General features: G+C 37.6%; 15 protein-coding genes. 1 reads left to right on the plus strand and 14 read right to left on the minus strand.

What is annotated here, in order from left to right; all coding sequences use genetic code 11:
* Window positions 1-46 precede the first annotated feature (46 nt).
* Window positions 47-2,314 carry a DNA internalization-related competence protein ComEC/Rec2 gene (locus tag I6F47_RS03795; protein WP_197183357.1) on the minus strand — a complete coding sequence of 756 codons (2,268 nt, stop codon included), beginning with the start codon at window positions 2,312-2,314 and terminating at the stop codon, window positions 47-49.
* Here I6F47_RS03795 and I6F47_RS03800 point away from each other — a divergent pair.
* The gene (locus tag I6F47_RS03800; RefSeq protein ID WP_007586895.1) at window positions 2,294-2,800 is read left to right on the plus strand and encodes a DUF2062 domain-containing protein; all 507 of its coding nucleotides are present in this window, start codon (window positions 2,294-2,296) and stop codon (window positions 2,798-2,800) included. The two genes, I6F47_RS03795 and I6F47_RS03800, sit on opposite strands and share 21 nt — an antisense overlap.
* A 121-nt stretch (window positions 2,801-2,921) precedes the next feature.
* Here I6F47_RS03800 and I6F47_RS03805 read toward each other — a convergent pair whose 3' ends face one another.
* The 13 genes from I6F47_RS03805 to pepN form a co-directional block, all read right to left on the minus strand.
* Entirely contained in the window at window positions 2,922-4,667 is a 1,746-nt protein-coding gene (locus I6F47_RS03805) for a DUF3466 family protein (protein WP_024589193.1), read from the minus strand.
* A gap of 11 nt (window positions 4,668-4,678) precedes the next feature.
* The gene (gene uup, locus I6F47_RS03810; protein ID WP_197102975.1) at window positions 4,679-6,592 is read right to left on the minus strand and encodes an ATP-binding cassette ATPase Uup; all 1,914 of its coding nucleotides are present in this window, start codon (window positions 6,590-6,592) and stop codon (window positions 4,679-4,681) included.
* A 15-nt stretch (window positions 6,593-6,607) separates the two neighbouring features.
* Window positions 6,608-6,847 carry a glutaredoxin family protein gene (locus I6F47_RS03815; protein WP_007586898.1) on the minus strand — a complete coding sequence of 80 codons (240 nt, stop codon included), beginning with the start codon at window positions 6,845-6,847 and terminating at the stop codon, window positions 6,608-6,610.
* Window positions 6,840-8,957: a bifunctional 23S rRNA (guanine(2069)-N(7))-methyltransferase RlmK/23S rRNA (guanine(2445)-N(2))-methyltransferase RlmL gene (gene rlmKL, locus I6F47_RS03820; RefSeq protein WP_007586899.1), complete on the minus strand. Its 2,118-nt coding sequence runs from the start codon at window positions 8,955-8,957 to the stop codon at window positions 6,840-6,842. The genes I6F47_RS03815 and rlmKL overlap by 8 nt, the downstream gene beginning before the upstream one ends.
* A gap of 91 nt (window positions 8,958-9,048) precedes the next feature.
* Window positions 9,049-9,579, minus strand: coding sequence for a cell division protein ZapC (locus I6F47_RS03825; protein ID WP_007586900.1), 531 nt, complete (start codon window positions 9,577-9,579; stop codon window positions 9,049-9,051).
* 117 nt (window positions 9,580-9,696) lie between these two features.
* Complete coding sequence (pyrD, locus tag I6F47_RS03830) at window positions 9,697-10,707, minus strand: quinone-dependent dihydroorotate dehydrogenase (RefSeq protein ID WP_010552659.1); 1,011 nt, start codon at window positions 10,705-10,707, stop codon at window positions 9,697-9,699.
* 120 nt (window positions 10,708-10,827) lie between these two features.
* Window positions 10,828-15,669 carry an NAD-glutamate dehydrogenase gene (locus I6F47_RS03835; protein WP_197117654.1) on the minus strand — a complete coding sequence of 1,614 codons (4,842 nt, stop codon included), beginning with the start codon at window positions 15,667-15,669 and terminating at the stop codon, window positions 10,828-10,830.
* Window positions 15,670-15,877: 208 nt separating this feature from the next.
* On the minus strand, window positions 15,878-18,199 hold the full coding sequence (locus tag I6F47_RS03840) for an efflux RND transporter permease subunit (RefSeq protein WP_197183358.1): 2,322 nt from the start codon (window positions 18,197-18,199) through the stop codon (window positions 15,878-15,880).
* A complete protein-coding gene (locus I6F47_RS03845) occupies window positions 18,199-19,194 on the minus strand; it encodes a WD40/YVTN/BNR-like repeat-containing protein (protein WP_165721953.1) in 996 nt (331 codons plus the stop codon). Before I6F47_RS03845 ends, I6F47_RS03840 begins: the two co-directional genes overlap by 1 nt.
* 126 nt (window positions 19,195-19,320) lie before the next feature.
* Entirely contained in the window at window positions 19,321-20,685 is a 1,365-nt protein-coding gene (locus tag I6F47_RS03850; protein ID WP_197183359.1) for a DUF1329 domain-containing protein, read from the minus strand.
* 13 nt (window positions 20,686-20,698) lie between these two features.
* The gene (locus I6F47_RS03855) at window positions 20,699-22,798 is read right to left on the minus strand and encodes a DUF1302 domain-containing protein (protein ID WP_197102968.1); all 2,100 of its coding nucleotides are present in this window, start codon (window positions 22,796-22,798) and stop codon (window positions 20,699-20,701) included.
* 252 nt (window positions 22,799-23,050) lie between these two features.
* Window positions 23,051-23,272 (minus strand): DUF2835 family protein, encoded by a 222-nt coding sequence (locus I6F47_RS03860; RefSeq protein WP_010552655.1) that lies wholly within the window; start codon window positions 23,270-23,272, stop codon window positions 23,051-23,053.
* The gene (pepN, locus tag I6F47_RS03865; protein WP_101216250.1) at window positions 23,273-25,867 is read right to left on the minus strand and encodes an aminopeptidase N; all 2,595 of its coding nucleotides are present in this window, start codon (window positions 25,865-25,867) and stop codon (window positions 23,273-23,275) included.
* Window positions 25,868-25,876 lie beyond the last annotated feature (9 nt).

A 25,876-nucleotide genomic window follows, 5' to 3' on the forward strand; every position in this document is an offset into this window, starting at 1 on the left:
ACAGTAACAATCTGTATTGTATCCTCCGATGAGATAAAACTAAACGTCAATCTTTGATAAACCAGTAACTTTCCTGCCCTCTTGCTGTTTCTATAGCCAAATTCTTTGCATAAAATTTAATACTAATTTGCCCTTCAACGCCTGTCGTAAATTGCTGAGCGTTTATTTGGTTATAACGTTCGACGACAAGAGGCTTAGGGAATTCCCATTGCCCTTTATAGGCACTTGAATGAATGACTACTTGGGGAGCAACGTTATTTATAAAATTAACACTTGAGGATGTATCGCTGCCATGATGCGGGCTTAACATTACTGTACTTTTCAACGATTTATTATCCGCTAATAGCGATGCTTCACGCGCCTTTGATATATCACCGGTAAGTAACACGCTATGAGTATTATCTGATACCCTAACAACGCATGAATCATCATTTTCATTTCCAAACCCTTTTGTACTAAAGCTTTGTACTTTTAATCCAGCAAAATCAATGTTTATGACTTCACATACATTATGTGTATTTTTAGGATGAAATTGTTGTAATGTTTCACCAAAGCCAGCATCTATGAAATGTTGTAATCCTCCAGCGTGATCATTATCTTCATGACTTAGAATCGCCGTTTTCACTGTTAAATTATTTGCTTTAATATAAGGCAATAAAATACTTCGCGTACGGCTAAAGCGATTGAAATAACTGGGGCCAAAATCATAAATAAGCACTTGATTATCTTTTTCAATTAATGCCATAAGTCCATGCCCTACATCAAATACATGTAGTTGCCACTTAGACTTTTCTGTTAACCAATAATTTAATAAAAGCGTTATTGCTGGAATAAAAGCGAGCCATTTATAAGGAAGGAAATAAACCATCAACATAATAATATAAGTAAAAACGACAAATATTGAGTCAATTCTGCCAGTCGTTATCCACCTTAACGATTCTGGTATTTCATTAAGCAATTTAAATAGCGCATATAAGCCAGTATCAAACAGGTTTATTAAAATACTTACATCTAAGAAAATACTCAGTAATGTAAAAACAATTAAAAAAGGTAAGATAATGATTGAAAGCAGCGGTATAGCAATCAAATTTATTATCAAACCTGCAATACTTACCCCATTAAAAAAATAGAGTGAAAGTGGCAATAAACCAATAAATAACGCTATTTGAATAACAAACAGTGAAATAACTTTGTTTTTTATGCGAGTGTTTAATAATGGTAATTTATTAATAACTGTAAAAATGATAGCAACCGCTAAAAATGAAAAGTAGAGACCTGGATTGAGTAAATTAAATGGGTTAACAATAAGAACAATAACCAAGGCAAATAAAATGCTCCGCCAACGCAGCGGCTGCTTAGCAAGAAAATACAATAATAAATAACAACCCAGCATGATAAGCGCTCGCGTTGCCGATACTAAAAAGTCACTTAAGTACACATAAACCAAGGCTACTAAAAATCCGCATGAACTATAATAAAGAGTCAGGTTGAATGATTGCCCGATCGAAGAATTAATTTTTGCAAAAATGAATCGAGTAAATAGATAACCGAAGCTAAAAATCAAACCAATATGTAACCCCGATATAGCAAGTAAATGACTTAGCCCAAGAGATTGCATTAATTGTTTATCAGCGTAGCTCATCAAAGATTTTTCACCGCTAAGCAATGCATAATAGAGCCACTGTAGTTTTGTATCCGTATAAGTGTTTTTAAGGAAGTGTTGATAATCTAAAATTATGCTTTGTTTGTCGCTATTTATAATATTAAGATTTTTATTAAGCACTTTACCTTTAAATAATATTCTACTTATAAAAGCATAACGCTCATTATCAAATACATTAAAATTTTTATTACTACGAAAATGTTTTAAATGAATTAAAGCAGAAAATTCATCACCTACTATTAAAGGCTGTGCAGAATTAACACTGAGCATTGCTTTGGGTGTTCTAAAATCCGAAAAATTACTCCCTTCTAATGCCACTATTTTAACTTTAATATATTGAGGTTTTTTGTCAGAAATAACCTCTTCAACAATTAATGTAGAATCAAGTGCATACTTTTCATCCGGTTTTGGTATTTCAAAACTATAAAAAACGTAAAAATGCAGACCAACGAAGCAAATTGCACAAATAAAGCCTAACAATACATTTAAAAACGGCTTAAAATAAGCGCTCACTATAACAATGAAAATTGTGAATACTGTAAATTCGAGAGTTTGATAATAAAATACGGTTGCTATACAGCCAATTACAAACCCAAGACTTATCCACACTGATGTAAATGGTTGCTTTAAATGGCTAAAAAAACGATCCAAAGATTTTTACCTGATCCAAATAAAATTAGACATCATAAATCACTAAGAATATTTGGACGCCTTTTACAAGATGCAAATCTTTGGCATTTAAATAGACGTTCTGCTCGAGGTGCATTTGCAGTCGGGTTATTTTTTGCTTTCATCCCTGTTCCTTTTCAAATGGTTTTAGCAGCAGCCGGCGCTATATTATTTAGAGTTAATTTACCTATCTCAGTAGCATTAGTATGGCTTACAAACCCTCTAACTATGCCCCCTATTTTTTATGGCTCATACTTAGTGGGTACATTAATACTTAATCAGCCTGAGCAACACTTTGTATTTGAAGCTAGTTGGTCTTGGTTTCTAGAGAGCATAGAAACTATTGGTCCTGCATTTTTACTAGGTTCGTTAGTATGTGCTTCTATTGCATCAATTATCGGCTATTTTGGTATTGATATTATTTGGCGCCGTTCTGTTAAAAAGGCATGGTTATCGCGAAATAATTAGTAGCGTTAAAGCTAAATAATAATTATAAGATTCATGGCAATCCTAATCTTATAAAATATTATAGACGAAAAAAAACCAACTTTATTAAGTTGGTTTTTTTTATAATCAATATTAGTAAACTTTAAAAGCGAAATATACGTCTTAAGCCAACTAATGGTAATAGCAATAATGTATACCAAGGAAAGCTAGCAGAGTTACGCTCATACACTTCTGCTTCTACTGGAGCACAGTTTTCTACTTCACCATTTGCAATTGGCGTTAACTTAACTGCAACTGCAATACTTTCGTATTCAATTTCACCATTGATATCAGTTACAACACCGCCTAAAGAATCAAGTTTTTCAACTGTCTTAGTCGCAGTACCAAATATTTCATTATTTTCATTGATAGCTGTTGCTTCAACCATTGAGTAAGCGTAGTCAGTTTCGCCATCAGTGTCATAACAAGGCAGTAAATCATTCAAATTAGTGATTTTATCTTCACCAATTTTGTAAATAAAGGCTTCTTTAAGTCGTGAGCTATCAGATACACCCACTTCACCTTCGCCTACAATATATCCTTGATTATTTATATCGTTGCCATAAGAACTTGAACTTGAAAAATAATCAGTTGGAAAAACTGTATTACCTGTTTCGATGTCATGATAGAAGAATTTATTACGAAGAGTACCTTCAATACGCTTTGTCGCATAACCTGTAATTACATCATTATCATTAATAGCGATTGATTTACCAGCCTGCCAATCGTCTTCTTGATTAATAAAGTCAGTGACTGCACCGTCTTTAAAATAGACTGGCATTGTAAGAATCGTATCATCATTTTTGTAATAACGCGTATTTGATGAACCTACAATTGTACCGTTGTTGTTCACTGCTAAAGCAGTACTCGTAAATGCGTCATCTTCCGTTTCACCTTCATCAGGTGTAAGTGCCATACCAAGCTCTTCAACAGAAATAATATTTAACGATTCATCAAGTTCCCATTTAACAGCACGCTTATTAAATAAGCCTCGTGAAATATTAGAATTTAATAAGTTGATACACACTGATGTTGGTTCGTCTTCATTATCACAGTTATCATCAATATTATCTTGTCTGTCATCAGGAATACTTGTAGAGATATTACCTACAACAGTGTAACCACTATTTGTTTTGACTATATCGTTAGCGCGGCTTGTGCCGCCGTATTCATTAAACTCAGGCTCTAACTCAACACTTATACTGCCATCAGCACTTATTACAATCCCACGTTCTATGAACTCATGTGTGAACCACGTTTCTGCATCATCTTCACCATCAGGTGTAAAAGACACTTTATCGTAAGGAGCACCGCCCCAACCAACAGTAACGCCGTCTTCACTTACAGCATTAAAAAGGTTAATAGTTGAACGCGTTAAGCCATCATAATCAACAGATGCAACATCAAATAACGGTTGCTCTGTTACTTGTGTGTCATTGTACTTTATGCCAACTAATGAGCTTAATTTTTGATATTCAAAATTTGTAGAAATTGAAGATAAAAAACTAACCATGAAAGTATGTGCATCAGAATTAGTAAGTACTGCATCATTATTTTCAATGTCATCAAGTGTAAAGGTAATCTCTTTATCACTTAAATCAAATGCAGCCTCTGTATTATCGTAGCTATTTTCAATAATATTTTCAGTAAAATCTATATAGCTGATATCAATAGGTAAATTGTATAAACCATTTGCGAAACCAATAATATGCCCGCTTTCGCTTACATCTGTTACATAAGAATATTTAGCGTCTTCAAGAGTCCCTAATTCACTTAACTGGTACGTAGCACTTGTTGCTGAAGTGCTTAATGTCGCTAAAATACTGGCAGCGAGTAATTTATATTTCATTTTAGTCCTTACTACTGATTCTGTAATTCTTCAAGTTCTTCCCAGCGCTCAAGCGCAGCTTCAAGGTCAGACTCAAGTTGTGCCAAATGGTTCAATGCTTTAGTTGTTACATCACTCTCTTGTTTAAAAAAGTCTGAGTCACTAACTACAGCTTGTTGAGCTTCAATTTCAGCTTCTAGTTTTTCCATTTTATTCGGTAGTTGCTCTAATTCAAGTTTTAATTTGTAAGAGAGTTTATTTGTTTTAGCTGCAGGTTTAGCAACTGGAGCGACTACTTTTTCAACTTTTTTTACTGGTTGCTGCTGCGTTTTTTTTTCTTGTTCAGCTAAATAGTTAACGTAAGCCTCATAGTCGCTATAGCCACCTACAATATCTGTAACTTTACCGTTACCTTCAAACGCCCATACACTTGAACATGTATTATCAATAAATTCACGGTCATGGCTTACAATCAGCACTGTACCTTGGTATTGATTAATGATGTCCTCTAGTAACTCTAACGTTTCAATGTCTAAGTCATTTGTTGGCTCATCGAGAACAAGGATATTAGACGGTTTTAAAAACAATTTAGCTAATAGTAATCTGTTTTTTTCACCACCAGAGAGTGCTTTAACAGGGGTTCGAGCACGTGCTGGCGGGAATAAAAAGTCTTGTAAATAACCTAAAACATGACGTGAGCGGCCGCCCATCATCACTTCTTGTTTACCTTCGGCAACGTTATCTTGAACTGTTGCTTCTTCATCAAGCTTTTCACGATATTGGTCAAAGTAAGCAAACTCTAAATTAACACCTTGCTTAGTTATGCCGCTATCTGGTTCTAAATCACCAAACATTAGCTTTAATAGTGTTGTTTTACCAATACCATTTGGGCCTACTAGACCGATTCTGTCACCGCGCATTACCAGTGTAGAAAAATCATCAGCAATAACTTTGTCTTTAAATGCATGACAAAGATTCTTAGCTTCAAATACTAACTTACCAGAGCGATCTGCTGTTTCAATATTGAAATCAGTTTTACCAACTTGGTCAACACGTTGCTTACGCTCTGTACGAAGCTGCTTTAACTCACGAACTCTACCTTCGTTACGCGTTCTACGCGCTTTAACACCTTGGCGGATCCATGTTTCTTCTTCGGCTAAACGCTTATCGAACAATGCATTTTGGCTTTCTTCTACTTTTAAATCATGGGCTTTTTGCTCTAAGTACGTAGCGTAATCACCAGGGTACGAAATAAGCTTACCACGGTCTAAATCTAAAATACGCGTAGCAACAGCGCGAATAAACGCACGGTCATGCGATATAAATACGATTCCGCCCTTAAACTCTTTTAAAAATTGCTCAAGCCACATGACGCTTGCCATGTCTAAATGGTTTGTTGGCTCATCAAGTAATAATAAATCAGGCTCACTAACAAGTGCACGTGCAAGTGCTACTTTACGTAACCAACCACCAGAAAGAGACTCAAGTTTAGCTTCTGGCGTTAATTCTAATTGTGTTAGCACTAATTGAATTCGGCTATCAAAGCGCCAGCCATCAGCCGCCTCTAGTTGATTTGATAAACGTTCAAGTTTGTTTAATAACTTATCGTTACACTCTGTTTGAAGCTCATTACTTACATGATGAAAATCAATGAGTAAGTTTGCAATCTCAGGCATACCTTGCGCAACATAATCAAATACAGTGCCATTTGCGCCTTTTGGTGGATCTTGTTCTAAACGAGAAATTCTAATCCCGCCTAGCTGATTTATTTCACCATCATCTAAAACAACTTCGCCATCAAGCACTTTTAATAGAGTTGACTTACCCGCGCCATTTCGACCAACAACACACACTCTTTCGCCACTTTCTATAACGGCATCTGCTTTGTTAAGCAAAGCATGCGTACCAAAAGCAAGTTGTGCTTTTAAAATTCTAATTAAATCCATAGTTCTTATTTGCTCTTATTCTGCTTGTGCTAAAAATTCGCGCACAGTGTGTAAAGTAAAAGGCCAAAATAATTGCTCGCCTTTTTCACTTTTTAATACAGGAATAGTAATTTGATACTCAGCTATAAGCTGCTCATCAGTCATAATATCGATTAGTAATAACTCACTCGTATTACTAAGTACCTCAGTGATAAGTTGCTCAGCTTGCTCGCACAAGTGGCAACCATCAGTGTGGTATAAAACCCATTTAGCCATGTGTGATTAACCAGCTATTATGGATTTTTTTATTACGTTTAAAGTCTGGTGATAACGTTTTATCTGAAATATTAATGGCTTTTAAACCTAAACCAATCAGACCAACTTCATCTATCACAAAGCCACGTTTGTTATTAGAGAAAATTAAGGTACCTGATGGGCTTAAAATCTTTTTAACCCACGTTAATAATTTAATGTGATCGCTCTGTACATCAAACGCGTCTTTCATACGTTTTGAGTTTGAAAACGTTGGAGGATCTAAAAATATCAAATCATATTGTGCTGTCGCGTGCTCTAACCATTTTAAACAATCAGCTTGTTCAAAACGGTATCGTGTATTACTAATACCATTTAAATCAAAGTTATCTTGGCCCCATTTTAAGTAGGTCTTTGATAAATCGACTGTAGTAATGGCTTTAGCACCACCAAGAGCAGCATGTACAGAAGCTGTACCTGTGTATGCAAAAAGGTTTAAGAAACGTTTATCTTTAGCATTTTCTTGAATATAACGGCGCATTAAGCGATGGTCTAAAAACAAGCCTGTGTCTAAGTAGTCAAATAAATTAACTTTGAACTTAGCACCAAACTCTTCAACAACCATAGTACGGTTTTGTTTAGACATAGCGGTGTATTGATCTTCGCCCTTCTGCTTTTTACGTACTTTTACAGCAATGTTTTCAGGTGAAATCTCAAGCTGTTGAGCCGTTAAACTTATTACGTCTTGCAGGCGTTTTTCTGATGTTTTTTCATCAATTTCTTTAGGCGCTGCATATTCAAAAATTACAGCAGAGTCACCATAAATATCTACAGCAACATTGTATTCAGGGATATCTGCTTCATAGACGCGATAAGCATCTATTTTATTTTGTTTAAGCCAGTTTTTTAAGCCTTGCTTATTTTTTTTCAATCTATTTGCGAATGACGTTGAGCCTTCAAAATTGAGTGCTTTTTTGTCATCTGTGGTCAAACTTACTTGCTTATCATCTAATTGATATAAGTTAAGTTCTACATCAAGCGGGCCATTTTTAAATTTATAACGCTTGAGGCGCACAAGTTTTAAAAGTTTAAATAAGCTCTCGTCCATACCCAATAAGGCAAGTTTCCAGTGATTGAAGTGCTTTTTAAAGCCAACGCCTAAATTACGGTGTAAATCAACAAGCTCAGCCATAGAGCCAATACGCTCACCATAAGGTAAGTTTGAAATTACAACACCCGGTAATTTTGCAACAGCTGTAAGTTTAGTTGCATCACTTTGCTTAAACTTAATCACGTCGTCAAGCTCGGCTCGTTTAGCATTATCAATTGCTTTACTTAATACTTGCTCATCGTAATCGTGGCCAATTAACCACAATTTAGGATCAGTAATATTAGCGAGTAACTCTTCTTTAAGCTCTTTAAACTTAGCGGCTCTAAAACTGGGTAAACGCTCAAAAGCAAAACCTTCACGGAATAATCCTGGCGCTTCGTTTCGCGCCATACCGGCAGCTTCTATCAAAATAGTACCCGCACCACAACATGGATCGAATAAAGGCTGTTTTACATTTTCAAGCCAGCCACTTCGCTTAATTAATGCAGCAGCTAAGTGCTCTTTAATTGGCGCTTTACCTTGGCCTTGGCGGTAACCACGTTCTGACAAACGAGGACCTGAATAGTCAATATACATCGATACGCCGTAACGATTTAATCGTGCAACTACGCGCACGTTAGCATCTTGCTTATCAACGTTAGGACGTTGCTCGTATAAATCATTAAAATAGTCAACAATCGCATCTTTGATTACAAGACCCGAAAATTGCGTGTTTTTTAATGAGTCATTGGTACCGTTGAAGTCGACAGCGAATGTTTGCGTAGGTCCAAACCATTCTTGCCAAGGTTGCGAGCGCGCAAAATTATACAGGCTATTTTTGTCATCTACGCCTTCTTTTTCTTCAATAAGCATAAGCACACGCGTTGCAAAACGAGTTGATAAACAAACCTTTTGCGCAAGTAATGAGTCAGCCTCAAAACGAACAGAACCAACAGTTTGCTTAGACACGGTTGCGCCAAGTTCTGTTAGTTCATCAACCAATAAATTTTCGATTCCGATAGAAGTAAGTGCGATAAATTGCAAAGTAATAACCCTTAATAGCTAATTGCGCAGGATTATAACATAGGTTGGGCGACAAACACGCCATAAAGACACGCTTAAGGCTTAAATTTGGTTAGGCGGTTTGACTTTGATATTGCTGATTTAGAATGGGGTGTACTCGATTATTCAAAATACGGATTACTTCAAATTGCGCTAAAGATAAGTTTTCGTCTAATTTAAAGGTTTCACTTAAATTCAAACAAATAGATGCATCAGGACAATGCTCTACAATTAAAAAATCACCTGACTGCGCTTTAGATGTTAATTTTACTATTGCCTCTACGCTTGGCTCTGTCCCTGTGTATTCTTCAAAAAACCAACTTTTTGCTAAAACGGGTTTTAAGTGATACTTAACAGCAGTTGCATTTAATGATATTTGACAAATTTGAGCCGCAGACCACAATTCAAATCCATCCAGATAATTATAAACTTGTTCGTAAAATGCAGCATCTTCGAGACTAAAACGTGGATTTTTAAAAACAGAATCGGTGAGCTGTCTTAACTTATAAGGCGTGCATAATTGCATGTCGTCATTTAAATCAAGTAACAAACGATTTTTATCAGGACAAGTAATCCACTGCCATTGCTTTGATGCTTGTAACATTTACTCCTCCTTGGGTATATTGAATAATTATTGCTCAGAGTATAACCGCTTTTGACCACTTTTAAAATGTTTGCTTAGAACATTTAGCTAACGATCAAAAGCTTAGATAACTGATCCTTATAAGCCGTTAACGATCGACTTTACCAATTGTGGACCTTTGTAGATGAACCCAGTATAAACCTGAACTAAATTTGCGCCTGCATCTAACTTTTCTTTTGCAGATGTAGCATCATCAATACCGCCGACTCCGATGATTGGTAGCTTACCTTGTGTTAAGCGTTTTAGTTCACTTACTACCTCTGTAGAGCGCATTCTAACAGGGTGACCTGATAAACCGCCCGCCTCTTGTGCATATTGCTGCCCCATGACTGCGGCTCGTTCAAGCGTTGTGTTTGTGGCAATTACACCATCAATTTTATTATTTAAAAGTGATTCACTTACTTGCTCTATTTGTATTTGATCGAGATCCGGTGCAATTTTTACAAGCATAGGAACTTGCTTATTATGCTTTGCAATTAAATCTAACTGTTCATTTTTAAGACTTTGCAACAAATCGTCAAGTGCAGCACCATATTGTAAATCACGAAGCCCTGGGGTATTTGGTGATGAAATATTTACCGTAATGTATGAGGCATGCTCAAATACTTTACGCATACAATGAATATAGTCATCTTTACCTTGCTCGTTAGGTGTATCTTTATTTTTACCAATATTGATACCGAGTATGCCACTGTACTTTGCTGCTTTTACATTTTCGACTAAATTATCAACACCTTTATTATTAAAACCCATACGGTTAATAATTGCGTTTGACTCTGGAAGTCTAAAAATACGTGGCTTATCATTACCAACTTGAGGACGCGGTGTAACCGTTCCAACTTCAATAAAACCAAATCCCATTTGGCTAAATGCATCTATACATTCTGCATTTTTATCCAGGCCAGCGGCAAGCCCTACTGGGTTTTTAAATTCAAGACCTAAAAAGTTTACGGGTTTATCTGAAACACTTTGTGACCAAGCTATATTTAGAGGCGTATTAGCAAAACGACGAAGATTATTAAGTGCAAACTCATGCGCCCACTCCGCATCACGGGTAAACATAAAACGGCGAGCTAAATCATAAAACATCAATATAATCCTCTTTTTAAATTTCAGACAAAAAAATACCTCAGACAAGGCTAAGGTATTGTATAACAATTTTAACAATCAGTTATTTATTTACTAAACAAATAACTGATTAAAGCTAAATTATTTTCCTGATGTATCACAGTTGTGACTTAATAACATAAGTTCACGAAGTGCAACTGAGAACTTAGCAAAGTCATGGCTTTGTGATGTTTTAAACTCAGCCAACATTTGTTTCCAACGCTGAAGTAATAAATCTTGGCTATCCATCCACTCATCTATTTGACTATCAACATCGCTCTCGTCACCTTCAAAGCTATTTAGCACCACTTCAGATAACGTACGTTGCTGCCAATCAAGCTCTTCACGGTAAGATGAACGAGCAAGTGCTTGCCAATGATTTGCTACTGGTTGCTTAGTTATTTGCTCTAAGAACCAATGCAGACCCATTCTCGCGCCTAGTTTAAAGTAAGTATTCGATACCATCGAAATACTCTTACCTGAATTATTAGCAACTTCAGCTAAATCCATCACAGAGAATAAGCTTGATAACGAAACAATACGCTTAGCTATATCTGCAGGAACGCCGGCATCAATTAACTTATTAGCTTCAATTACAATACGGTCATTTTCTTTTTCAATCATGTACGTATTTAAATTATCGCTTAAATCTTTAAATGTTGGCGCAAAGAATTCAATTCCTTGTTCAATCGTTTGTGACTTATTACGATGACGTAAGAACCAACGCGTAGTACGACGAACAGTACGACGAAGTTGGTAAAGCATTTCAGTTTGTACCGCTGCTGGTATTTTATTATCCAGTGCGCTGATAGACGACCATGTATCGCGCATTTCAAATATTTCGCTAGCAATTGAGTAACACATTGCAATTTCAGCTTCGTTGGCACCGGTTTCTTCATGCATACGTACCATGAAGTTTAAACCCATATCGTTAACAATGCTGTTAGCAAGTTTGGTTGCAATAATTTCTTTACGAAGTGGATGGTTGTTCATCGCATCGTTAAACTTCTCACGTAGAGGACGTGGGAATGACTTCACAAGCAATTGACGATAGTAAGGGTTTTCAGTAATTTCATCACTTACTAAAGACTCTTTTAATACCATTTTTGCGTAAGACACTAGCACTGAAAGCTCAGGGCGAGTTAAGTCTTTACCTGCGGCTGCACGTTCTGCCAATTCTTCATCGCTTGGAATAAACTCAATAGCACGGTTTAACTTGCCATCTTTTTCAAGTGCATGAATAAAACGAATCTTTTCTTTAAGCGTTGAAGTACCTTTAGACTGCGTAATTGAAATAGTATGTGTTTGACGGTAACAGTCTTTTAATACTAATTCAGATACTTCATCTGTCATTGAATAAAGTAGCTCATCACGTTGTTTACGTGTTAAGTCACCTTCAGCAACCAAGCCATTAAGTAAAATCTTAATGTTAACTTCGTTATCTGAACAGGCAACGCCCCCTACGTTATCAATAAAGTCAGTATTAACACGACCACCCTTAGCTGCAAATTCAACACGACCTAATTGAGTTGCACCTAAGTTACCGCCCTCACCAATTATTTTAGCGCCTAAATCTCTACCATTGATACGTAGTGCATCGTTTGCACGATCCCCTACATCTGCATCAGTTTCTTTAGAGTTTTTAATGTACGTACCAATACCGCCATTCCACAGTAAATCGAACTCCATCATCAATGAAGCTTTCATTAACTCATTTGGGGTCATACTTGCTTTTTTAGTACCCAACATTTTTTTCATTTCTGGGCTGAGCGTAATTGATTTAGCAGCACGAGAGAAAACACCACCACCGGCAGAAATTAACTCTTTATTGTAATCTTCCCACGATGAACGCGGCATATTAAATAAACGTTCGCGCTCTGGGTAAGAAGTAGTAGCATCTGGGTTAGGATCAACAAAAATGTGCATATGGTTAAAGGCAACTTGTAAACGAATATGCTTAGATAACAACATACCATTACCAAATACATCACCAGCCATATCGCCAATTGCAACTACCGTAAAGTCGGTAGTTTGACAATCGATATCCATTTCACGGAAATGTCGTTTAACTGACTCCCATGCGCCTTTAGCTGTAATACCCATTTTCTTATGATCGTAACCAACCGAGCCACCTGATGCGAATGCATCACCTAGCCAGAAATTGTATTCATTAGCTATGCCGTTTGCGATATCAGAGAAAGTAGCGGTTCCTTTATCGGCTGCAACCACTAAGTAAGCATCATCTTCATCGTGGCGAACAACATCGCGAGCTGGGACTACTTCACCGCGCTCTATGTTATCTGTAATATCTAGAAGACCACGGATAAAGATTTTGTAACACTCTTGGCCTTCTTTTATAAACGCTTCGCGCTCACTAGGTAATTGTTTACATACAAAACCACCTTTAGAACCAACAGGTACAATTACTGTATTTTTAACTTGTTGAGCTTTAACTAAGCCAAGTACTTCAGTACGGAAATCTTCACGACGGTCAGACCAACGCAGACCACCACGCGCTACTTTACCGTAACGTAAATGCACACCTTCAACGCGCGGAGAGTATACAAAAATCTCAAACGCAGGAAGTGGAAGTGGTACATCAGGAATTAAGCTAGGCTGTATTTTAAACGAGACATAAGACTTAAACTGACCTGCATCATCTTTTTGGAAATAGTTAGTTCGTAGCGTCGCAACAATCATATCTACGTATAAACGTATAATGCGGTCATCATCAAGGTTTGCTACATTTTCAAGTTCTAAGTAAATTTGCGTACTTAACTTTTCAAGTGTTTTAGCACTTGCTGGGCTCTTAACTGAGAACTTTTTAGCAAATAAATTAACAATTTGCGCTGCAATGTTTGGATAATTTGCAAATGTGCTTTCAATGTAACTTTGTGAGAACGTTACACCAATTTGACGCATGTACTTAGCGTAAGCACGTAAAATAGAGGCTTCGCGGCCAGTTAGGCCACCCATTAACACTAAACGGTTAAAACCATCATTTTCAAGGCGGTTGCCCCACACATTTGTTAATGCAGCGCGAAAACGTGCTGAAATTTTATCAAAGTCTGCCATCCCTTTGCTGTCAATAAGCATCGAGAAGTCCATGATCCAGTTAATACGACCATCGCTAGTTTTAACTGAATATGGTGTTTCACCAACAACGCGCAGACCAAAGTTTTCAAGCATTGGCATAACATCAGATAAGTGAATTGGCTCATCTTTATGGAATAAGCTTAATCGTACAATATTACTGTTTGCTTCTTCTTGAGGACGGTAGAACAGCATTTCTAGCTTGTTTTCATCGCTAAGTAGTTCTAACTTTTCAATATCAACAACCGCAGCACTTGGAAGCACTTCATCTTTGTATGAGCGTGCAAACGCATTACAGTATTTACGATTTAAATCGTTACCACGTGCTTCACCCGCAGACTCTAAAAGTGCAGATTGAAGTTTATCTTCCCACGTACGTGCAGCTTCTACTAAATTGTTTTCGATGTCTTTCACGTTATATTCGATCTTGTTGTCGGTCACACGAACGGTGTAATGAGTACGCGCCAGTGTTGACTCAGAGAAATAAGTAGTAAATTCGACTTTATCGTCAGAATTAAATGCATTAGCTAATATATCTTGCGTTTCACGACGAAGAGCCGTGTTATAGCGTTCGCGAGGAACATAAACCATGCAAGATAAAAAGCGACCATACGCATCTTTACGTACAAACAAGCGACACATATCGCGCTCTTGTACTTGTAAAACACCCATAGCAACTTCAAGTAGCTCACTTTCGCGCGCTTGAACTAGCTCATCACGTGGGTAGGTTTCTAAAATATTTAAAACAGCTTTGTAAGCGTGTGTACCTTTAGCAAAATCACACATTTCCATAATGCGGTTAATTTTACTTTTTAAAACAGGCACATCAGTAGCACTATTATTGTAAAAGCTTGATGAGAACAAACCAATAAAGCGGTCTTCACCAATTACATTGCCTTCATCGTCAAAACGCTTAATACCTACGTAATCAATGTAGGCTGGACGGTGAACGCGAGAAACAGAGTTTGTTTTTGTCAAGATCAGTAGGTTGCTGCTGCGTGCTTCTTGGCGAGCAACTTCTGGTAATTCTGATAATAATCGTGTGTGTTCTTCAGTAGAGTTTTTCATCAAGCCAAGGCTTGATTCCATTTTACCTTTTAATTGGTAATCACCTTGAACTGGGCTTAGCTCATATTCACGGTAACCCATTAGGGTAAAGTTATCTTTCGCTAACCAATCTAAAAACTCAGTTGTTTCTGAAACTTCTTCTGTCGTTTTATTATGATGACGTTTAGGTAACTCTTTGGTTACTGCAATCAATTTTTTACGAATTGGCTGCCAATCATCAACAGCAACTGACACATCAACAAGAACCGACTCTAACTCTTTCTTGAAAGACTCAATCACAGAAGAATCTGTTTGACGGTCAATTTCAATAAAAAATACTGTTTTAGTAGATGAGGATTCTTGCTCTGCTTTTAAATTTGATAATCCAGAAATTTTAGCGTTTTCATCGCGCTTAATTTTTAATGGGCAGTGAAGTAATAAGTGAGAGGCGATATTTTCACGAGTCATGGCCATACGAACAGAATCAACTAAAAACGGCATGTCTTTAGTAATAATCTCTACGATTGTATGTGATGACTGCCAGCCATCTTTTGCCACTTCAGGGTTGAAAACGCGGATAACAGCGTCGTCGGTAGTATTTTTTTCTAGCGAGTTCCAAAGGCTTAATGCTGCGCCATATAGGTCACTATCGTTGCGGTTTGCCAAATCCTCTTTAGACATATTGCTGTACAAGGCTTTGGCGAATTTCTCAACGAGTAACACATTATCAGCGCGAACTTTTTTCTGGATCAGCTTGCAGACATTATCTAGGATAACCGAGGCTTGGCCTTCATTTCGTGTCATTGTATGTTCCTTAATCTATTACTGCTCAGGAGCAGGAATTTGTACAGCTATTCATTAGCGTGGAGTCAATTAAATTCTAACCCTTTTACAGCTAATAAACAGCCTTTTCGATGAAAACATTTTAAGCATTTCAGCTATTTGGTCATCTATTCACAAATTGTAGATATAAATGGCCTTTACAGGCCATTTAGGAGCAAAATTATTCACATTATTTTTTCTGGTCAGTCCAGAGAAGGCTACCAATAGCGGGTAATAACAACACTGCACCTAACATATTTACTAAAAACATGAAGGTTAACAGTATACCCATATCAACTTGGAATTTAAGATCTGAGAATATCCACGTACTCACACCAATCGCAAGTGTAATACCGGTAAATAGAACCGCACTTCCACGTTCAACAAGCGCATTTCGATAAGCAACACTTAATGGTACATTTTGCTTAAGCTGCCCCATCATCGACGACAGTATATAAATACCGTAATCGACCCCAATACCTACTCCTAGAGCAATAACTGGCAAAGTAGAAACGGTTAAGCCTATTTCTAATTGCACCATAAGTGCTTGTGCAAGTGTTGATACGATATAAAGCGGCAATACCACAGCAATCGTTGCTTTTACGCTTCTAAAGCTCATTAAACATAAGATGATAACGGCACCATAAACATAAAGCATCATTGGTATTTGCGCTTCTGCAACTGACTCATTAGTCGCTGCCATTACGCCAACAGGTCCTGACGCTAGTTTAAATGCTAATTTATCAGTGCCCTCTTCTTGTGCAAATTGCTTAACACTTTTAATCACAGTATCGATAGTTTGTGCTTTATGATCATCTAAAAATATAATCACTGGCATAACTGAACAATCACCGTTAAGTAAACCTGTACTAGTTTCAACTCGAGACGTTGACTGAACTAAACTTGCTGAATTTCGTGGCAAGCTTTGCCATTTCAAATTGCCTTCGTTGTAGCCTGCGTTAACCGATTGAGCTACAGAGCTCAAACTTACAGCAGACTGCACACCTGCTACATTCTCTACTTTGTATTGAAAACGGCTTATACGATCCATCACATCATGCTCAGTACATGCTGCAGGATATGCTTCTACAATTACCTTTAAGATATCAGACGAGATAGTATATTTATCAGATATTAAGAATGTATCCTGATTATAACGGGCATCTTGATGCAGTGATGGCGCGCCTGCATGTAAGTCACCTATACGCATTTTATCTGCTTGCCAGTAACCTAAAGCAAATAGAACAAGTGTAAAACCAATAATCATTTTAGCTACTTTAGGATCAGTCGCTTTAACAAGTAAGTCGCGGATTTTATCGAGCATGTTTGGTTTTGCTGCATCACCAGATTGAATATGTACACTGTTTTCAAAGTTCATGTACGAAGCCCAAACTGGCAATAAGATTAAATTTGTAAATATAATTACTGCTACACCTAAACTCGCTGTAATGGCAAGTTCACGGATAATACCAATATCGATGGTAAGTAATGTTAAGAAGCCTACTGTGTCTGAAAGCAGTGCAATACCGCCTGGCACTAATAAAGCCCTAAAACTTGACTGACAACAAATACGTGTTGTTTTACCTTCACCTACTTTTTTACCAATCGCATTTATCATCTGCACACCATGGCTTACACCAATAGCAAATACTAAAAACGGTACCAAAATAGACATAGGGTCTAGGCCAAAACCTAAACTTGAAAGCAGGCCTAATTGCCAAATAACAGCAATAATGGAACATGCAATAGGCAAAATAGTCAGCTTTAAACTGCCACAAAATAGCCAAACCATAATAAAGGTAAAAGCGATAGCAATGGCAAAAAATACAACCACCCCTTTTGCACCTTCAGCTATATCACCAGCCATTTTTGCAAAGCCAATAATATGAATACTTACTTTGTCCGTACTTAAAGGCTCTCTTAAATCACTTTCTAGCTTTTGCGCAAAAGCTAATGTGTCTAATTTTTGTTGTGTTTGAGGATCAGTTTCTAAAAGTTGAGCAGTTACCATTGCACACGAATAATCGCTGGCAATCATACGTCCTACAACTTTTGCTTTTTCAATGTTTTCCTTTACTACACCTAAACCACGCTTATCTGCTTTAAAGTTAGCAGGAATAATTGGGCCACCGGCAAAGCCATCCTCCACTACTTCAACAAAACGAGCACTGGGTGAAAATATTGAGTTAACTAATGGACGATTTACGCCAGGAATGAAATAAAGCTGATCGTGAACCGCTTTTAATTGAGTAAAGAACTCTGGATTAAATATATCACCACTGTCATCACACACTGAAATCAAAATACTGTTTGCACCACCAAACTGCTTTTCATGCTTGGTATACACTTTCATATAATCGTGGTTTAACGGGATATTTTTATTAAACGATGCATCTAATTGAATTTGAGTCGCTTTGAATACAAGTAAACAGGTTATAAGTGCAAAACTTATAAGCATAATTAAGCGATGTCTAAAAATCGCCTTTTCAATAAAATCGAGTAGTTTATGCATTAAGGGGTTAACTCCTTCACTTTAATGCCATCTTCTGTAGCCATGATCAGCCTGTTATCTAAAATTACACCATCAAGAATCGCTTTACCGTCAGCAAGCTGCTCGTGGGTGAGTAACCCATCTTGAAGATGAAAAATAACGCCACTGTTGGCAAGCATAAGCCATTGTTTGTTATTATAATTAATAATGTTGTTAATCGTCGCTGTTTTTACATTTTCGAAATGCTGCCACTGCTGTTCACCATTTTGCTTTGCAAAAACATTACCTCGAAGCCCTGCCACAATTTCTTGTGTGCTATCTGATGCAACTGCAAAGAATGAACCAGGATAAATTTCTTCTATCCTTTGCCAAGTTTGACCATCATCAATGCTTCTGGCCATCAAGCCCATCTCACCAACCAGCATTAAACCATTATCTGTTTTTTCGATTCGATTAAAGTGCGGTAAAATTGAAGCAGTTTCGGCTTCGTATCCTTCGGGGTCATTTTCTTTTAAATCGTTCAAGTAATCACGATCATCACTAAATAATAGCGAATCTAAAAAGCGTTTTTGCCAATGTTTACCACCATCGGTGGTTTGATAAAACATGCCATATGCGCCCACTGCAAAACCTTTTAAATCATCTTCAAATAGAATATCTAAACATGGTTTGTCTAATTTTGGTTGTGCTTGTTGTAGTTGCCAATTAATACCACCGTCAGTAGTATTTATTATTGTTGCATCGTGGCCACACGCCCATCCATTATTTTCATTACTAAAATCAACGGCAGTTAATAGCACTTGAGTTGGGACTAGCTCAGCTTGTTGCCATTTATCACCCGAGATACTTTTAATAACAGTACCGTGTTTACCTACTGCAATTAGACTATTGCCTGTGTTGGTTATGTCGGTGAGTAAGGTTTTAGCTGCATTTGTTGCACTGATTGCATTGTTAGGGGCTTCTTGTGCAACACTCGCACCGCTTATTATCAGGCTGGCATATACCAAATACTTCATAAATTTTAATCGCCTTGTACGAGAGAGTTGTTTGTCTTTTTACTGGGGAAAGCGTTGCGCGCTGTAAGACAAACGCGATGAGAAAGGAAAAGGCACTTAACAAATTGTTAAATGCCTAGTTTAATACTATCTACCTGCGCGACGTAAAGCGCTTGAAGTAAATTCGTTATCGTTAAATGACTGTGAAAAATCGTACATTTTTTCTTGGTTATCTAAACCAATTGCTAAATAACGACGAGAATTCAAATCATGATAAACCTCAAGCGTACTCCACTGTGTAGGTACTTCGTAGTAGTTAAGGCCATAAGCCATTGCTACACGGTAAAGTTGGTCGCGGTTATCATAAATATCAGTAACCTGTACTTGCCAGCTATCTTCATCGATGTAAAACACACGTTTTTTATAGATATGACGTGTATCATTTTTTAAGTTAGCTTCAACAACCCAAACACGGTGTTTTTCGTAACGTGTATGTTCTGGGTTAATATGGCCAGGCATTAAAATATCATCGTACTCTAGCTTATCACTATGAAGTTTATAGCTGTTGTAAGGTATATATAACTCTTGCTTGCCTTTTAGTGTCCAGTTGTAACGATTTGGCGAGCCATTAAACATATCAAAATCATCGGTAGTACGCAGGCTATCTGCAGCTGTGCCTGGTGCATCATATGCAACATTAGGTGCACGACGAACACGACGTTGTCCCGAGTTATAAGTCCATGCTTGACGCGGCGTTAATATTTGATCCATTGTTTCATGAACTAATAATGCAGTACCCGCTAAACGAGCCGGTTCTGTAACGCTTTGTTTAAACTTAAACAAAATATTTGAGTCTTGCAGCTCTGCTGGTGTTGCACTAGGGTCTGAGTATTTAACTAATAACTGCTCATCAAAGCCAACATAGTTATAAGAACCAGATGCAGTCGGTGCAGCTTGACCACCAAAACGCTCAATAGACTGGCCACGGTAACGTAATAAGTGATTCCAAATTGCCTCTAAACCCGTTTTAGGAATAGGGAAAGGAATACCAATCGCCGTATTTTTAATACCGTTACCGCCTTCGATTAATTCAGCAGTCGGTGCAAACTTTTTAGTCGCATCATACACAAACTGAGGGTAAGACGCAGAACGACGTGTTTCATACACAGGCATTTTAAATGTGTCTGGATATGCTTCAAATAAAGCGATTTGACCCGGACTTAAATTAGCTTTGTACTTTTCAATATTACTTTTATCAATAGTGAAAAGCACTTTATCAGCTGTAAATGGGTCAAGGTGATGCATACCAGCTTCATAACCTGCTGGGGCTGTTGTAATGCCATTATTCCATTCTGGAATAGAGCCATCAGCATTAGCTGCTTTTTCTGCGCCCATTGGCGTTAAATTTTGACCTAATTGAGCAACTTCATCAGCGTTTAATTTAGCTAAAGCTGCGCTGCTTGCAAACAAGCTACAAAAAGCTGTAGCGATGAGGGTAGGTTTTTTAATCATAATAATGTTACCCCTAAATAGAATATTTTAAGTTAAAAGAAACGTAATCGCGATCCGAGAAAGTATTAATATCGCCGCCGCCCCAAAACGAGTTATAGCTCACATCAAGTGACCACGCATTTTGGTAGTTAAAGTTCATGGTTGCACCTAAAGATTTACGATCTTCAATAAATAAGAACATAGGATCTGGTGTATTACCATTTACGTCATGAGAAAATACAAAACGTGGAGAGAAGTTAATACCTTTGTAAAGGTTAAAATAATCACCTTTAGCAATTAGGCGGTAACCCCAAGAAGATGCTGTGGCGAATGATTTTTCTTCAGCGCCATTTGATAAACCAAGTTGCAATGTTGAATAATCATTAGTACCTGGGCCTGTAATTGTGCCACTACGGCCAGTACCGGATACATTTAAACGCATTTCGTCATATTCTGGCATGTTATGAATTTTTACAGCACCCACTTCACCAACAACAGCCCAACTATCAGCCCCTAATGAAGGTCCAAATAAGTGAGTAGCCGTGAATTGAATTTGTGATGTATCACGTTCTATATAGCCTTGAGCAACTTCACCCGCTCCAACAGAGCTTATAGCATCGCCAAAACTCATTTGCGAAATACCCGCAAAATCAGGACGAATACCGGCAAGCGCCAATTGCTCAGGCATAGCTGTGTAAAGTAACTCTACGTCATCAATTTGCAGTGGTTCATCTTGACGAAACGCAAACTCACCCGCAAAGGCTGTTTCACCAATAGTGGTGTTAAAACTTAAACCATATAGTTTAATATCTTCTGGGTAGTCGTTTTCAGCTTTAGAAAAAGCGGTTAAATCAGCAACATTATCTGACGTAATTTCTGTCGTCATGATCATCGCTAAATCTTGGGCAATTGCAGCTTGTGAAAAGTTTGATACGCGACCAGATATAAGCGGACGACGGCTATGGTAATTCACATGATAGAGTGCAATTTCAGTATCATTAAATTCAGGTAAAAACACACCTAAACGTAAACCATACTGGCCGCCATCTTCAGGTTCTGTTTTACCATTATCCCCTTTGCCTTTTAATGCAACCTTAGTTGGGTAAGCAAGATACATTTGGGCTAATAAAGCGCTTCCTTCAGCACTTGAAGGATCAATACCTTGAGCAGCTGCTGCTAATGCAAAATCAGATGTTAGGTTATTTAAACTATCCGTTAAAAAAGCAACATCAATATCAGGATTAGACGTAAAGCCTAATTGAACATTCTGCTGATAACCATTTTCTGCTGCAAAGTCATTAGTAGAAAAGTATGTACCTGCTGCTGGTAAACGTGTTTCTTGCCATTGATATTGGTAGAAACCTTCAAGCGTAATGTTCTCAGTAATTCCGAGCGATGCCCAAAGCATACCGATTGGTATAAATGCTTCTTTTAGCTCAGCGCCAGGTGCTTTTAATCGATCTATATCAACTGGGTTTACGTTAATACCATGAGATATAAGCGTACTTTCACCCCAGTTAACTACTTGCTGGCCTAAACGGACAGATAAAGGGTTATTACCATCATTTAAATCAAAATCGGCCCATACAAACGCGTCTAATAAACGTATGTCGGCACAACTTTGTGCTTTGGTGTCTTTATCGTCACATGGATCAACACCCTGCCCTGATGTAGGATTTGAATATGCATGATTGCCATCCATCAACGCAAAGTCATAAAAATACATGAAGCGAGTGAACAAACCGTAGTTATCTTTGTTTATTGAAAGGTCGTGTGTGCCCTTCAATAGTTTTGAGAAGGAGTCACCACTATCAAAATTTAAATTACCCGCATCACCATTGTTTGAGTAAGAGCCCGGTTGTGCCCATACATCTTGTGATGAGTAAATAGTATTACTTAGCGCTGGGTTGTATCCTGTCCAATCAAATGCTGGGTTATTACTTTTGCCAATTAGGTTAAAGTCTCTGTCTTCTACGCGAACACTTTGCCCATATGAAAAGGTTGAATCGAAGGTAATATCAAAACCTCCAGCTTCAAATGTTACAGCTTGAGTACTTGCTGCAGATAAACCTAAACTAGCGGCTGCTAAACCTATAGCGATTCTATTTTTAACAAAAAGCGATCTTCTTATCATTTTGGTTCCCCCCTGTCGCGGGTCATTTTGTGTGATCAAGTTATTGTTTTTAGTGTAATCATAACGATAGAAGCGAATCAGTAAAATTACAAATACTCGCTCTAATCTGTCATATACTTCTTATTCTGGTTAACGCTTACGTATTGGTAAGACGTCGTACCAGATAATTTATACACGTAATTTAACAATAGGACAAATTGAAATTAACAAAAATACAATATTTTTATGTATATATAACATAAAAACCGAGTGTCAGGCCACTCGCTCTAGGCGGATGAACTTGTTTTCGGGGGTTAATAAGAGTCTAAAACGGCCACGTACACCCAAGCTCGAAATGAAGGGCCTCAAATGCGTAGCAGCAAAACGAATTGTTTTACCGCCATCCTCTACAACTTGTAAAGAGCTAAAACGGCCATGGTAGTAATCCATGCACTCGTTATAGCTCAATCTTAAGGTAAAATAATACTCAATCATTTATGCGAGCGCTTTTTCAACCTTTTCATACAAGTCAGCACTTAGGCCATCTAAGTTGGCTAAGCGTTGTAATTGCAGCTTCATTGCTTGTGAGCGTACATCATCGTAACGCTTCCACGACATAAACGGTGTTAACATACGAGATGCATTTTGTGGATTAATTGCATTAAGTTTTATTAATAAATCACCTAATAACGCATAGCCTTGAGCATCTGCTCGATGAAATTGTGCTGTATTAAAGTGGCTAAAACTTCCTACAAGTGCACGTACACGGTTAGGATTTGAAAAATCAAAACACGGGTGTTCGTAAAGTGCCTTAATATCATCTATAGCAGTACTGCCTGATTGCATAGCTTGCAGTGCAAACCACTTATCCATGACTAAAACATCATGACGCCACTGACTATCAAAATGACTCAAAAGCTCATCTCTAACAGGGTGTGAAGCTTTTACCACAGCGCTTAGGGCACCAAGTACATTAGTCATATTAGTCGAGCTTGCAGCTTCTTTAATAAAGGTTACAGCTTCTGGACTTTGTGTTTTAGCAAGGTAGTGCAGACATATTTGCTTTAAAGCACGATTCGCAACAGCGCTTGCACTTATACTGCCATCATCTTCAAGAGATTCGTAACAACTAAGCAGCTCATCAGCAAGTTCATCAGCAATTTGTTGCTCAAACTTTTCTGTTATTTCAATAATGTCATCTACAGGTATTACATCAAATTCAGCAGCTAACGTGTCAAAACTCGGCAATTTAAACAGCTCTGCAATTAAAGCTAAATCGCCCTCTTTGGTGTTTATAAGTACACGTAGCGCATTTATAATTTCGCTGCTTAATACGCTATTCGTTGCATCGGTGATTTGAGATTTAATCGCCTTAATGAATAGCTGCTGTTGTGCATCCCAACGTGAAAAATCACTGCGCGCAAAACGCATAATATGCAATAGTTCGGGCTCTGTTGTTTGCTGGTTTAAAATACAAGGAGCAGAAAAGTCTTCGAGTAAAACCGCAACAGGCTTTTCTAAAATATTATCAAAGCTAAATGTTTGAGTCGCATTAGTTACATCGAGTACATGATCTAGCTTTTTACCTTTATATTGCAGAGCAATACTTTGTCCATTGGCATCAAGTAGTTCAATAGCAAAAGGTATATGAAGCTTTTTATTCTCTGGCTGATTAGCTGGCGCTGTTTGCTCGATTGTCAAAGTGTATGTATTTGAGCTGCTATCAAATTCTTGAATTGCATTTAAACGCGGTGTACCTGATTGGCTGTACCATTGTTTAAATTGCTCTAAATCAACACCTGATGCATCGCTCATCGCACTTACAAAGTCATCACATGTAACTGCTTGCCCATCGTGGCGCTCAAAGTAAAGCGTCATCCCTTTTTGAAAGTTAGTTTCACCCAGTAATGTGTGCATCATACGGATAACTTCAGCACCTTTATCGTATACAGTTACTGTATAAAAGTTATTCATTTCAATAACTTTCTCAGGGCGAATTGGGTGAGCCATAGGGCCTGCATCTTCGCTAAACTGATGCGTACGCATAACTTTGACCGCATCAATTCGGTTAAGTGCACGAGAGCCTAAATCACTACTGAACTCTTGGTCTCTAAATACAGTTAACCCTTCTTTTAGCGATAACTGAAACCAATCTCTACAAGTAACTCGGTTACCTGTCCAGTTATGAAAGTACTCATGCCCTACAATGGATTCAATCGTATGGTAGTCTTTATCTGTGGCTGTTTCTTGATTAGCTAATACGCATTTACTGTTAAAAACGTTTAGCCCTTTATTTTCCATCGCGCCCATGTTGAAAAAATCGACGGCTACAATCATATAAATATCAAGGTCATACTCTAAATTAAAGCGTTCTTCATCCCACTGCATTGCCTTTTTGAGTGAGGCAATAGCATGGGGTGTTTTAGATAAATTACCTTTATCAACAAACAATGCTAATTCTACATCTCTGCCGCTTTTAGTCGTGTACGTATCTTTTAAAACATCAAAATCGCCCGCTACAAGTGCAAATAAATAGCTCGGCTTTTTAAATGGGTCTTGCCATTTCACAAAATGACGACCATCTTGTGTTTCACCACTGTCTACTTGATTACCATTAGAAAGAAGTTGTAGATACTTTTTATCGGCAATAATAGTTACATCAAACGTGGCAAGTACATCAGGGCGATCCATGTAATAGGTGATCTTTCTAAAACCCTGCGCTTCACACTGTGTACAATACGCACCGCCAGATAAATACAAACCCTCTAAAGAAGTATTCGTCTCAGGCGATATCTCGGTCACAATACTTAATTGGCAACTATCCGGTAGGTTATTAATTATTAGCTGCTCGCCAATAATTTCATAATCAGTTATATCAACCGTATCAATAGATAAAGACAGTAAGCGTAAATCAATACCATCAAGCACTAAAGGTGCTTTTTTATCACCAACACGCGTAAGCGTTAGCAAAGAGCTTACTTTGGTTGATAATGGCTGTAAGTCAAAGGTTAGCTCTGTGTGGTCAATTAAAAAATCAGGAGCTTTATAGTCTTTAAGATATTGTGCTTGAGGTTTACTTGATTCAGTCATAGATACTCC

This window comes from Pseudoalteromonas sp. NZS37, from assembly GCF_015864265.1.
Taxonomy (GTDB): Bacteria; Pseudomonadota; Gammaproteobacteria; order Enterobacterales; family Alteromonadaceae; genus Pseudoalteromonas; species Pseudoalteromonas arctica.

What these genes read in the sequence shown, in the direction of transcription:
- I6F47_RS03825 (WP_007586900.1), bottom strand. Translation starts at nt 9,579, where the DNA reads ATGTTACAAGCATCAAAGCAATGGCAGTGGATTACTTGTCCTGATAAA.
- I6F47_RS03800 (WP_007586895.1), top strand. Translation starts at nt 2,294, where the DNA reads ATGGCTAAAAAAACGATCCAAAGATTTTTACCTGATCCAAATAAAATT.
- I6F47_RS03835 (WP_197117654.1), bottom strand. Translation starts at nt 15,669, where the DNA reads ATGACACGAAATGAAGGCCAAGCCTCGGTTATCCTAGATAATGTCTGC.
- I6F47_RS03805 (WP_024589193.1), bottom strand. Translation starts at nt 4,667, where the DNA reads ATGAAATATAAATTACTCGCTGCCAGTATTTTAGCGACATTAAGCACT.
- I6F47_RS03840 (WP_197183358.1), bottom strand. Translation starts at nt 18,199, where the DNA reads ATGCATAAACTACTCGATTTTATTGAAAAGGCGATTTTTAGACATCGC.
- I6F47_RS03855 (WP_197102968.1), bottom strand. Translation starts at nt 22,798, where the DNA reads ATGATAAGAAGATCGCTTTTTGTTAAAAATAGAATCGCTATAGGTTTA.
- uup (WP_197102975.1), bottom strand. Translation starts at nt 6,592, where the DNA reads ATGGATTTAATTAGAATTTTAAAAGCACAACTTGCTTTTGGTACGCAT.
- pepN (WP_101216250.1), bottom strand. Translation starts at nt 25,867, where the DNA reads ATGACTGAATCAAGTAAACCTCAAGCACAATATCTTAAAGACTATAAA.
- I6F47_RS03815 (WP_007586898.1), bottom strand. Translation starts at nt 6,847, where the DNA reads ATGGCTAAATGGGTTTTATACCACACTGATGGTTGCCACTTGTGCGAG.
- I6F47_RS03845 (WP_165721953.1), bottom strand. Translation starts at nt 19,194, where the DNA reads ATGAAGTATTTGGTATATGCCAGCCTGATAATAAGCGGTGCGAGTGTT.
- I6F47_RS03850 (WP_197183359.1), bottom strand. Translation starts at nt 20,685, where the DNA reads ATGATTAAAAAACCTACCCTCATCGCTACAGCTTTTTGTAGCTTGTTT.
- pyrD (WP_010552659.1), bottom strand. Translation starts at nt 10,707, where the DNA reads ATGTTTTATGATTTAGCTCGCCGTTTTATGTTTACCCGTGATGCGGAG.
- I6F47_RS03860 (WP_010552655.1), bottom strand. Translation starts at nt 23,272, where the DNA reads ATGATTGAGTATTATTTTACCTTAAGATTGAGCTATAACGAGTGCATG.